At 73.1% G+C, this 10,376-nt stretch carries 9 protein-coding genes and 1 pseudogene; 3 read left to right on the top strand and 7 right to left on the bottom strand.

Annotated elements, in window-relative coordinates; all coding sequences use genetic code 11:
• Window positions 1–131: 131 nt before the first annotated feature.
• The 5 genes and pseudogenes from ACFXBC_RS32935 to ACFXBC_RS32915 all read right to left on the bottom strand — a co-directional run bounded on the left by ACFXBC_RS32935 (window position 132) and on the right by ACFXBC_RS32915 (window position 4,940).
• Window positions 132–362, bottom strand: a complete 231-nt coding sequence (locus ACFXBC_RS32935) for a phosphopantetheine-binding protein (protein ID WP_385033019.1) — start codon at window positions 360–362, stop codon at window positions 132–134.
• A 6-nt stretch (window positions 363–368) separates the two neighbouring features.
• A complete protein-coding gene (locus ACFXBC_RS32930) occupies window positions 369–971 on the bottom strand; it encodes an isochorismatase family protein (protein WP_385033025.1) in 603 nt (200 codons plus the stop codon).
• Window positions 972–1,079: 108 nt separating this feature from the next.
• Window positions 1,080–2,729: pseudogene (locus ACFXBC_RS32925) on the bottom strand ((2,3-dihydroxybenzoyl)adenylate synthase); the annotation flags it as partial.
• Window positions 2,726–4,042 (bottom strand): isochorismate synthase, encoded by a 1,317-nt coding sequence (locus ACFXBC_RS32920; protein ID WP_385033016.1) that lies wholly within the window; start codon window positions 4,040–4,042, stop codon window positions 2,726–2,728. The pseudogene ACFXBC_RS32925 and the gene ACFXBC_RS32920, both read right to left, overlap by 4 nt.
• A gap of 70 nt (window positions 4,043–4,112) precedes the next feature.
• Complete coding sequence (locus ACFXBC_RS32915; protein WP_385033013.1) at window positions 4,113–4,940, bottom strand: 2,3-dihydro-2,3-dihydroxybenzoate dehydrogenase; 828 nt, start codon at window positions 4,938–4,940, stop codon at window positions 4,113–4,115.
• 285 nt (window positions 4,941–5,225) lie between these two features.
• Between ACFXBC_RS32915 and ACFXBC_RS32910 the strand changes: the two genes are divergently transcribed.
• The 3 genes from ACFXBC_RS32910 (at window position 5,226) to ACFXBC_RS32900 (ending at window position 7,737) form a co-directional block, all read left to right on the top strand.
• Window positions 5,226–6,110, top strand: coding sequence for a class I SAM-dependent methyltransferase (locus tag ACFXBC_RS32910; RefSeq protein WP_385033010.1), 885 nt, complete (start codon window positions 5,226–5,228; stop codon window positions 6,108–6,110).
• Window positions 6,097–6,801 carry a M24 family metallopeptidase gene (locus ACFXBC_RS32905; RefSeq protein ID WP_385033007.1) on the top strand — a complete coding sequence of 235 codons (705 nt, stop codon included), beginning with the start codon at window positions 6,097–6,099 and terminating at the stop codon, window positions 6,799–6,801. Before ACFXBC_RS32910 ends, ACFXBC_RS32905 begins: the two co-directional genes overlap by 14 nt.
• A gap of 138 nt (window positions 6,802–6,939) precedes the next feature.
• Entirely contained in the window at window positions 6,940–7,737 is a 798-nt protein-coding gene (locus tag ACFXBC_RS32900) for an SAM-dependent methyltransferase (RefSeq protein WP_385033004.1), read from the top strand.
• Between the two features lie 80 nt (window positions 7,738–7,817).
• Here the strand turns inward: ACFXBC_RS32900 and ACFXBC_RS32895 are convergent, their stop codons facing one another.
• Complete coding sequence (locus ACFXBC_RS32895; protein ID WP_385033001.1) at window positions 7,818–8,849, bottom strand: TolB family protein; 1,032 nt, start codon at window positions 8,847–8,849, stop codon at window positions 7,818–7,820.
• Window positions 8,846–10,156, bottom strand: a complete 1,311-nt coding sequence (locus tag ACFXBC_RS32890) for an MFS transporter (RefSeq protein ID WP_385032998.1) — start codon at window positions 10,154–10,156, stop codon at window positions 8,846–8,848. The genes ACFXBC_RS32895 and ACFXBC_RS32890 overlap by 4 nt, the downstream gene beginning before the upstream one ends.
• Window positions 10,157–10,376 lie beyond the last annotated feature (220 nt).

Genomic DNA, 10,376 nt, shown 5'->3' with positions numbered 1-10,376 from the left:
AGGCCGCGCTGGGGGGTTACCCCGGCACCGCCGCCCTCCTCGGGGGGGCGGGGGGCTCAGCCGGAGCGGCCCCCCCGGGCGGGTGGCGGGGGGGGCCGCGCGGCCGCTGCGGGCCACCGCCGGGAGAGCGGTCAGGCACCGGTCCCGAGCAGGGGCGCCCAGAGGGCGATCTCGGGGCGCTCGGCCAGATCCGCGAATCCGGCCTCCACCCCGTGGTCGCGCCGCCAGCCCTCCAGGAGGGTCATGATGCGGATGGAGTCGAGCCCGTAGTCGACCAGGTTCTCGTCGAGGGGGATGTCCGCCGGGTCCTCGCCCAGGGCGTCCGCGACGTCCGCGCGGATCCGTTCCACGGTGAGTGCCATGACCGCTCAGAGCTCCTTGAGAAGTGCTTCGGTGCTGGTGACGACGGCGCACCGGCCGGCCGCCCAGCGCAGGGCCATCTCATGGTCCTGCCGGGAGAAGTCGGCGACCGCGTCGGCGACGACGAACGCCTTGATGTCCTGCATCCAGGCGTCGGCCGCGCTCATCAGCACACCGATGTGCGCGTACACCCCGACGACGATCAGCTGGTCGCGCCCGAGGTCGCGCATCCGCCGGAGCAGATGCGTTTGGACGAAGGCGCTGTACTTCCACTTGGTGATCACCGTATCGCCCACCTGGGGCGCGACCGCGGCCGGGATGGCCTTCGCGTGGTCGTCGTCCGGCAGGCCCGCGCCCCAGAAGTCCTGCTGGAGCCCGCGCTGTTCGGGTGTCTGGCCGCCGGGCTGCGCCGAGTAGGCGACCGGAATGCCTCTGCGGCGCGCCTCGGACGTCAACCGCTCCACATTGTCGAGGAGTTCGGTGACCGGGGACGCGCCTTCGGTGAAGGCGTCGAGGAAGTAGTGCTGCAGATCGTGCACGAGCAGCAGGGCCCGGTCCGGGTCGACGGTCCACTCGACGCGGTTCGCGGGCAGCTCGTCCGGTGTGGGCATGGGGTACGGGGCGATGGCGGGAAGTGCCACGACGGAAGCCTTTCGGTGGTGCTGGGGTACGGAGGTGCCGGGGGCGGCCGCAGGTACGAAGGAGCCGGGGGCGGCCGCAGGTACAGAGCTGCCGGGGGTGGCCGCGGTGCGCAGGTCCTTCTTGCTGACCTTGCCGATCCCCGTCTGCGGGAAGGCGTCGACGAACTCGACCCGGTCGGGGACCTTGTAGGCGGCGAGCCCCCGTTCGCGTACGTACTTCTTCACGGCGGCCGGCTTCAGCGGCTCCGCATCCCGGCGCAGGATGACGTACGCACAGCTGCGCTCGCCGAGGTAGCCGTCGGCCACGGCGACGACGGACACGTCGTGCACGGCCGGGTGGGCGAGGATGACGTTCTCGACCTCCTCCGCCGCTATCTTCTCGCCGCCCCTGTTGATCTGGTCCTTGGCCCGGCCCTCCACGACGAGGTGCCCGGTGGGCGTCCTGCGGACCACGTCGCCCGTGCGGTAGAAGCCGTCCTCGGTGAAGGAGCGCGCGTTGTGTTCCGGGGCGCGCCAGTAGCCGCGGATCGTGTACGGGCCCCGGGTCAGCAGATGACCGGTGGTGCCCGGGGCCACCTCACGGTCCGCGTCGTCCACGATCCGTATCTCGTCATCGGGCGAGATGGGCCGGCCCTGGGTGGTGACCATGGTCTCGCCCGGGTCGTCGAGGCGGGTGTAGCTGACCAGCCCCTCGGCCATCCCGAAGACCTGCTGCAGGGCGCAGCCCAGCGCGGGCCGCACCCGGCGCGCCGCCGCCTCACTGAACTTGGCGCCGCCCACCAGCAGGACCCGCAGGCTGGACAGGTCGTACGGGGTGCCGGGCCCCGCGTCCGTCCAGACCAGGGCGAGGGGCGGCACCAGACCGGTGAGGGTCACGCCCTCCTGCTCGATCAGCGGGAAGGCGGTGGCCGGGTCGGGCTGCGGGCACAGCACGACGCGCCCGCCCGCGTACAGCACACCCAGCGAACCGGGCGAGCTGAGCGGGAAGTTGTGCGCGGCGGGCAGCGCGACCAGATACACCGAGTCCCCGTCGACCCCGCAGATCTCGTTGGAGCCGCGCAGCGAGTAGATGTAGTCGTCGTGCGTGCGCGGGATGAGCTTGGGTACCCCGGTGCTGCCGCCGGAGAGCTGGAGGAAGGCGAGGTCACCGGGGACGGGTCCGTCGTCCCCCGGGTACGCGCCGCCGTCCGCCGGGTCGCGCGGCACATCGCTGAGCGCGGTGTGCTCGCCCGGCTCGCCCACCACGAACACCTCGCGCAGCGTGGGTACTTCGGCGCGTACGGCCGAGGCCAGGGCCCGGTGGTCGAAGCCGCCGTGGGTGTCGGGGACGACGTAGGCGACCGCCTCCGTGAACGAGCAGAAGTAGCTGATCTCAAGATCCCGGTGGGCGGGCAGCGCGAAGACCGGCAGCGCGCCCAGCCGGAAGAGCGCGAAGACCACCTCGAAGAACTCGGCGATGTTCGGCAGTTGGACGACGACGCGGTCGCCCCTGCGGATGCCGCGCCCGGCGAATCCGGCGGCGAGCCGGTCGGCCCGCTCGTCCAGCTCCCGGTAGGTCCAGGCCCGCCGGCCGCCCGCCGGGTCCACGACGGCGATCCGGTCGGGGTGCAGCCCGGCCCGCTCGCGCAGCATTCCGCCGAAGGTCTCGCCGCGCCAGTACCCGGCCGAGCGGTAGCGGTCGGCGAACTCCTCCGGCCAGGTGGGCGCCCCGTCCGCCGCGGCGCTCACTGCCCGGCCCCCGTGGCGTCGGCCCCGGCCCTCGCGGCGTCGGTCCCGGCTCCCGCGGCGTCCCCTGACCCCACGGCGTCGCCCGCCCCTACGGCGTCCAGGAAGGTACGGAACTTGGCGGCCGTCTCGGCCGTCTCGCCCTCCGGCGTCGAGCCGGGCACGACCCCCGCACCCGCGTACAGGCGCAGCAGACGCCCCCGCGCCTCGGCGCACCGTATCGAGACGACCCACTCGCCGTCGCCGTTCGCGTCGGACCACCCGGCCATCCCGGTGTAGTGCCCCCGGTCGAAGGGTTCCAGCTCGCCGATCACCTCACGGGCGTACGGGGTCGGGGTCCCGCACACGGCCGGGGTCGGATGCAGCGCACAGGCCAGCTCCAGCGCGGACACGGCCGGGTCCGAGACCTCACCGGTCACGGTGGTCGACAGATGCCACATGGTGGCGGTGCGCACCAGGGTGGGGCGCGCGGGGACGTCGATGCTCGCGCAGTACGGGGCGAGCGCCGTGCGTACGGCGTCCACGACCACCGCGTGCTCGTGCAGGTCCTTCGCGGATTCGAGCAGCGCGGCCGCGGTGCGCACGTCCTCGGCGAGGTCGGCGCTGCGCGGCGCCGACCCGGCCAGCGGGTTGGCCACGAGACGCGGTCCCCGCCGGGAGACCAGCAGTTCGGGGCTGGCGCCGAGCAGCGTACGGCCGGGGCCCGACGGCATGGCGAAGGTGTAACCGCCGGGGTCGGACCCGGCCAGTCTCCGCAGGATCGCCGCGATGTCGGGCTCACCGGCGGACGTCAGCTCCAGGGTGCGGGCGAGCACCACCTTGCTCAACTCACCGCCCCGCATGCGGAGTACGGCCTCGGCGACCGATTCGCCGTACTCACGGGCGGTCGGGACCTCCCGTACCGTCCAGCCGCCCGCCGGGGAGGCGACGGGAGGCGCGGGCAGCGCGATGAGCGGGTCCTCGCGCAGCGCGGGCGCCCAGCTCACCGTGTGCGGTACGGCGAGCACCGCGGGGGACGCCCGGTCGAAGGGCACCGTACCGACGACGAGCGCCGCACGCTCACCCGCGCTCCGCCGCTCCGCCAGCAGCTCCGACACCCGTACGGCGGGCGGGCGTTCGTCCTGCGGCACTTCCACGGATGCGCCGTGGGCGAGCAGCGTACGGGTGGGGGAGGCGAAGAACCAGTGGTCGCCCGGCTCGTAGGCGGTGAGCAGCCCGGTGGCGGCGCCGACCGCCGCGAGGGGGCGGGGTCCGGTGTCCGGATGGCGGGGGGAGCCGGACACCGGGGGTCCTGCCAGGTCGGGAAGGGAGGTCACGTAGGGCTCCGATCGGAGAGGTGGTGGGGTGGGCTCGGGACGTGGCCGGCGGAGTGCGGGCGGGCGCCGGTCAGGCCCGCAGGGTGGCGCCGCCGTCGACGTACAGGTCGTGCATCGTGATGTGACGGGCGCGGTCGGAGACGAGGAACGCGACGGCGTCGGCGATGTCGGACGGGTCGGCGATCCGGCCGAGCGGGATACCGGTGCGGTAGGTCAGCGGGTCGCCGTCGATGACCCGCTGCGGTGCCCCGGGGTCCGTCCACAGCTGCCGCTGCATATCGGTCAGGGTCGAGCCGGGCGAGACGATGTTGCAGCGCACACCGCTCGGTGCGAGTTCCAGGCCCAGGCACTTGGTGAACATGACCGCGGCCGCCTTGGACGCCGCGTACGCGGCCATGCCGCTGCGGGGTACTCCGGCCGCGTTCGACCCGACGGTGACGATGCTGCCCGAGCCGCGTGCCTCCATCACGCGGGCGGCGGCCCGTGCGAGGTGGAAGACGCCCGTGGTGTTGACGGCGAAGGTCGCCGCCCAGTCGGCGTCGCCGAGTTCGACGACGGGCGCGGGACGCAGGATCCCGGCCACGCTGACCGCGATGGCGAGGGGGCCTTCGGTCCGCTCGGTCCGTGCCACCAGCTCGTCCACCTCGGCCGCGTCGGTGACGTCGGCCCGGTGCGCGGTCACCTGCCCGGGGTACTCCGCCGCGAGCCGGCCGATGCCGTCGGAGTCCTTGTCGGCCGCCACGACCACCGCGCCCTGTCCCACGAGCGCCCGGACGACCGCCTCACCGATGCCCCGGCCCGCGCCCGTCACCACGGCGACACGGCCGGCGAGTTCCGGCGCGCCGGACGGACCGGCCGCCGGGCTGGGGCGGGTGTGCTGGGCGGGGTGCGAAGACATATCGGTGATCTCCGTGTCGATGTGCTCGGACGTATGGGCTCGGGACGCTGATCCGTGCGGGCGGCGGGAGTTCGTGCGACCCGGCCCACTCGAATGGGGCTTAGGTTAGGCTAACCTTAAATTGATTGCACAGCGGGCCTGCTGTTTCTCCGGAAGGAGGCCGGGTCGCTCGCCTTCGGCCGCAGCCGTGCCTGGAGGTGTCGACAGACTCACACTTGCGAGGCTTTTGGTTGATGGAACGAGCATGCGACAGCCGATATACGGAAAGCCCTTCGCAGATGCAGTATGGGGGAGACGGATTTCCCGGCAGGTGCGGAGGCGAAGACGGTGGCTGGTGGCGTGGACGGTTTCACGGTTGCCCGCGGCTCTGACGGCGGCGCCGGTGACGTCGGCTACGGCGGTGTCCGCACCGGCCGCGTGGCACTCAGGCGCCCCGATCCCCGTATCGCCCAGGTCATCGCGGACGCCCTGGGCGGCGCCCGCAGAGTCGTCAACGTGGGGGCGGGGGCGGGTTCGTACGAGTCCGCCGCACCGGCCGTGACCGCGGTCGAGCCGTCGGAGTCGATGCGGGCCCGGCGCTCGACCGGCCTGCCCCGCGCCGTGGACGCGGTCGCCGAGAACCTGCCCTTCGCGGACGGGGAGTTCGACGGGGCGATGACCCTCTTCAGCGTGCACCAGTGGTCCGACGTCGGCGGGGGGCTGCGGGAGATGCGCCGGGTGACCCGCGGCCCGGTCACGGTACTGACCTGTGACCCGGACCGCGTACGGGACTTCTGGCTGTACGAGTACGCCCCCGAGGTCCTCGACACCGAGGCCCGCCGCTACCCCGCGATCGGGATGATGGCCCGCGCCCTCGGCGGCACGGTCAGCGTACGGGCCGTACCGATCCCGCTGGACTGCACGGACGGCTTCAACGAGGCCTACTACGGGCGCCCCGAGATGCTGCTCGACCCCGCCGCCCGGCAGGCGTGCTCGGCGTGGAGCTTCGTGGACGACGGGGTACGCGAGCGGTTCACCGGCCGGCTCCGCGCGGATCTGGACTCCGGGGTGTGGGACGCACGCTTCGGCCACCTGCGCGGCAGGCCGCAGTACGAAGGGTCGCTCGTCCTCGTACGGGCGACACCCCACGGGGCCCGGGGAACGGAGGGACTGCACCATGGCGCTGCCTGACCGGATGGACGAGCAACTGCGTGCCCTCGGCCTGGAGGAGGCGCAGCGCAAGGCCGTGGCCCTCTTCGCGGAGGTCGAGGCGCGCGGCCTGGTGGCACCGGGCGCCGGTGAGCGGGAGGTCAGTGACCGTATCCGTGACCTCGCGAACGAGATGTTCGGGACGACGAAGCACTGGCACAAGCGGATCGTCCGCTCCGGGCCGCACACGCTGTACCCGTACCGGGAGAACCCGCCGGACCGGGTGATCCGCGAGGACGACATCGCGTTCGCCGACTTCGGGCCGGTCTTCGAGGAGTACGAGGCGGACTTCGGGCGCACCTTCGTCCTCGGTGGCGACCCGCACAAGCGGCGGCTGCGCGACGATCTGGCAGAGGTGTTCGCGGCGGGCCGGGAGGCGTTCCGGGCGGACCCCGGCATCACCGGGCAGCAGCTCCACGCGGAGGTCGGCCGGCTGGCCGCAGGCGCGGGCTGGACGCTGGGCGGCTGGCACGCGGGCCATCTCGTCGGTGAGTTCCCGCACGAGACGATCGACGGCGCGAGGACCGAGTCGTACATCACGCCGGAGAACGACACCCCGCTCCGCCGTACCGACCGGGCCGGGTGGCACTGTCACTGGATCCTGGAGGTCCATCTGGTCGACGAGGAGAACGGCTTCGGCGGTTTCTACGAGCAGCTTCTCGACCTCGCCTGATCCGGCTCCCGGCGGGCGGGAGCCGGCCCCGGCGATCACCGCGCCACCTGGCCGTCCGGGCAACGGAGTTGATGTGCGAAGCTGTCGGCGACCGTCCACCGGCGGGGAGCCGGGGCGGTGGCCGAGAGGGGCAGCAGCGTGAGACAGGACGGCTTCCGTGCCGAGGCGATCGACACCAGCAGGCCGCATCCCGCGCGGATCTACGACTACCTGCTTGGCGGCAAGGACCACTACCCGGTCGACCAGCAGGCCGCCGAGGAACTCGCCGCCGCGGCGCCCGAGGTACGGATCGGCGTACGGGCCAACCGGGCCTTCCTGCGGCGCGCCGTGCGGCACGTGGTCTCCAGCGGTGTCCGGCAGATTCTCGACGTCGGCACCGGACTGCCCACCTCTCCGAACGTGCACGAGACCGCCGGGGAAGTGGCGCCCGGCGTACGCATCGCCTACGTCGACAACGACCCCATCGTGAACGCCCACGCCAACGCGCTGCTCAGCGGCTCCGGTGCGACCAGCGTCGTCCTCGCCGACCTGCGCGACCCCGGAGCCCTCCTGGACCACCCGGACATCCGCCGGGTCATCGACTTCGGCGAGCCGGTCGCCGTGCTCCTCATCGCCGTCCTGCACTTCCTCACGGACGCCGAGAAGCCCGAGCAGGTCGTGGCGACGCTGCGCGACGCGCTGGCCCCCGGCAGCTTCCTGGTCCTGTCGCACGCCACGAGCGACTTCGCCGACCGGAGTGCGGCGCAGGCCGTCTACCACAAGGCCACCGCCACCCTGAACCTGCGCTCGCACGCCGAGGTGGAACGGTTCTTCGACGGTTTCGAACTTGTCGAACCCGGCCTGGCCCAGGTGCCGTTCTGGCGCCCCGACACTCCGCCGCCCGCACGCTCCGGCGAGATCGGCTTCTACGGAGGGGTGGCACGCAAGACCGGGTGATCGGCGCCCCGGCAGCTGCGTGGCTGCCGGGGGCCGCTGCGGGCGGACCCGCGTACCGCCTCCCGGTTTCCGGCTCATGGCTACCGCTCGCCGGTCAGCACCGCGGGAGACGTCGCGTCAGGGATGAGCAGGCGGGGAGCGCCGCTGCCGTCGGCCGGGACCGACCACACGTCCCAGCCGCCGCCCGAGCCGCGTGCCCGCCCGTACATCACCGTGTGCCCGTCGAGCCAGGCCGCCTGGTCGTCGATGCTGTGGACCTCGGCGAGGGGCGTCTCCCGCATCGTCGCCAGATCCAGGACGTACAGCCGCCAGGGGCGGTTGGCGCTGGCGTTGACGCGTTTCTTGAACACGATGCGGGTGCCGTCCGGGGAGAGCGAGGGGCATTCGGCGTTGGTGCGCAGGGTGCGTGCCGTCCACTTCCGGTAGTCGCCCCTGACCAGGTAGGTGCGGCCCCCGGTGCGTACCGTCGCGTAGAAGGTGTTGTCGTCGGCGGCGAAGGTGACGCCCCAGTAGTTCACGTCCGCCGCGTGGTACGGCCTGCCCCCGAGCGTGAGCGGGATCCGCTCGATGTTGCTGCGGAGCCTGCCCGTCCTGGTGTCCAGGACCGAGGTACGGGTCGAGAAGTCGTCCCTGAGGTAGGAGTCGCCCTGGACGAAGGTCGTCCAGGAGAGCATCGCGCCACTGGCGGATACCCGGGCACGGTTGGGGAAGCCCGCGGCCTTGATCCGGCGGGTCGGGTGCATGGCGCGGTCGAGCACGCCGACGTAGGTGGCGGGCACCGGCCCCTTGCGCTGCAGACAGATACCGGTGCCGCGGGCGGCGTAGAGACGGTCGCACCGCACCGCTCCGACGGTCCGCGCGGCGCCGGGGGCGGCGGCCGACACGGTCGCGGCACGGCCGAACCCGGCCCCGGGCGCGGTGTCGCGGAACAGGATCCGGCCCGGCCGGTCCAGCCGGATACGGCCGGCGGGGCCGGCGGCGGCCCCGTCCCGCGCGTGCATGACGTAGCCGGTGGCGGCGGTGGCCAGGACCAGGGCGGTCACCACCAGGATCAGCGTTCTGGCCCCGGTGCCCATCCGTGAGCAGCTTCGGGGGTTGTCCCAGGTGCTCATACGGCGCTGCCCTCCGCACGGAGGGGGAGGATCCAGAGCGCGGCGAGGATCGCCGTGAACAGCGCGGCGAGCGCCACCGCGAGTGCGGTGTGCAGCCCCCACAGGGTCCAGGCGGCGCCGAACAGCACCGATGAGGCCAGCATCGCGACGGACTGGCCCGTCTGGATCAGGGCCATGCCGCTGGCCCGCAGTTCCACCGGGAGCAGCGGCCCCACGGCGGCCATCAGGACCCCGTCGGTCGCCGCGTAGAACAGGCCGTGCAGAACGAGCGTCACGATCAGCAGAGCGGCTCCGCCGAGCGGACCGAAGAGAAGCAGATACGCCCCGAGCAGCGCCCCGTACCCGCCGACGAACACCCGCAGCCGCCCGAGCCGGTCGGCGAGCTGCCCGAACGGGACCGCCAGCAGCAGATAGGTGGCGGTGGTGCCCAGTGGCAGCAGCGGGAAGTACGCGACGGCGATGTCCAGCCGCTCCTGGAGCAGCAGATAGACGAACGAATCGCTGAGCGCCACCGTGCCGAGCAGGGCCGCGCCGACGCAGACCCGGCGGAAGCGTGGCAGCAGAAGGAGGCGCAGGGCGGCGCGCAGGGTCGCGCCCCGCGGGCCGGCCTGCGCCTCCCGCCGGTCACGGACCGTCAGGGCCAGCACCGCGACCGCGAAAGCCGCGATGCAGAAACTCGCCACGAACACGGTGTCGTACCGGTCAGGGTCCGCCAGGAGCAGCGCGAAGGCGACCAGGGGACCGAGAAACGCGCCGGTGGTGTCCAGTGCGCGGTGGATACCGAACGAACGCCCCAGCGTCCCGGGTGTGCTGCTCAGGGAGATCAGCGCGTCCCTCGGCCCGGTGCGCAGCCCCTTGCCCGTACGGTCGGCTGCGATCACCACACCCAGGGCGGGCACCGACGCACCTGCGGCGAACAGGCCCAGTTTGCAGAGGGCGGAGAGGGCGTAGCCGCTGCCCGCCACGAGTTTGCGGCGCTGCCAGCGATCCGCCGCGTGGCCCCCGGCGAGACGTACGACGGCGGTGATCCCGAAGTACATGCCGTTGAGGGCGCCGAACTGGAGCGGGCTCAGACCGAGGGTGTAGATGACATACATCGGCAGGACCGCGGTGATCATCTCCGACGAGATGTCGGTGATCAGACTGACCGACCCCAGGGCCACCACATTGGGCGCCACGGCAGCCCGCGCCCGTAAGGACCTTGACGGTGCGTCGGCCGGTGGACCCCCCGCCGACGGCGCGCCGGACGGCGGCGCGTCCCGGTCGGTGCCGGGCGCCGGGGTGGACCGGCTCGATGAGACGTACATGGCTGCCCTCCCTGCTGGCCTCTGCTGAACTGCGCTGTTGCGTCTGTTGCGTCTGCTGGGTTGCCGGCCCGGGGGGGGCGGGGGCGGCGCGCCCCGGCGATGGGCCCGCCCGGGTCGGACTCGAGAGCGACCCCCCCCGCGCGCCCCCCGCGGGGGCCCGCGGCCGCGACCCGGTCGGTCCGCTGACGACGCCCATGTCACGCCCCGTCAGGTCTCACCA

This window comes from Streptomyces sp. NPDC059398 (assembly GCF_042751845.1).
Classification (GTDB): domain Bacteria; phylum Actinomycetota; class Actinomycetes; order Streptomycetales; family Streptomycetaceae; genus Streptomyces.
This window is presented reverse-complemented; position numbering and strand designations above follow the sequence as displayed.

Bases quoted from the DNA above. Each gene is read 5' to 3' on its own strand.
- ACFXBC_RS32895 (WP_385033001.1), bottom strand. From the start codon at position 8,849: ATGAGCACCTGGGACAACCCCCGAAGCTGCTCACGGATGGGCACCGGG.
- ACFXBC_RS32915 (WP_385033013.1), bottom strand. From the start codon at position 4,940: ATGTCTTCGCACCCCGCCCAGCACACCCGCCCCAGCCCGGCGGCCGGT.
- ACFXBC_RS32905 (WP_385033007.1), top strand. From the start codon at position 6,097: ATGGCGCTGCCTGACCGGATGGACGAGCAACTGCGTGCCCTCGGCCTG.
- ACFXBC_RS32910 (WP_385033010.1), top strand. From the start codon at position 5,226: ATGGGGGAGACGGATTTCCCGGCAGGTGCGGAGGCGAAGACGGTGGCT.
- ACFXBC_RS32935 (WP_385033019.1), bottom strand. From the start codon at position 362: ATGGCACTCACCGTGGAACGGATCCGCGCGGACGTCGCGGACGCCCTG.
- ACFXBC_RS32890 (WP_385032998.1), bottom strand. From the start codon at position 10,156: ATGTACGTCTCATCGAGCCGGTCCACCCCGGCGCCCGGCACCGACCGG.
- ACFXBC_RS32930 (WP_385033025.1), bottom strand. From the start codon at position 971: ATGCCCACACCGGACGAGCTGCCCGCGAACCGCGTCGAGTGGACCGTC.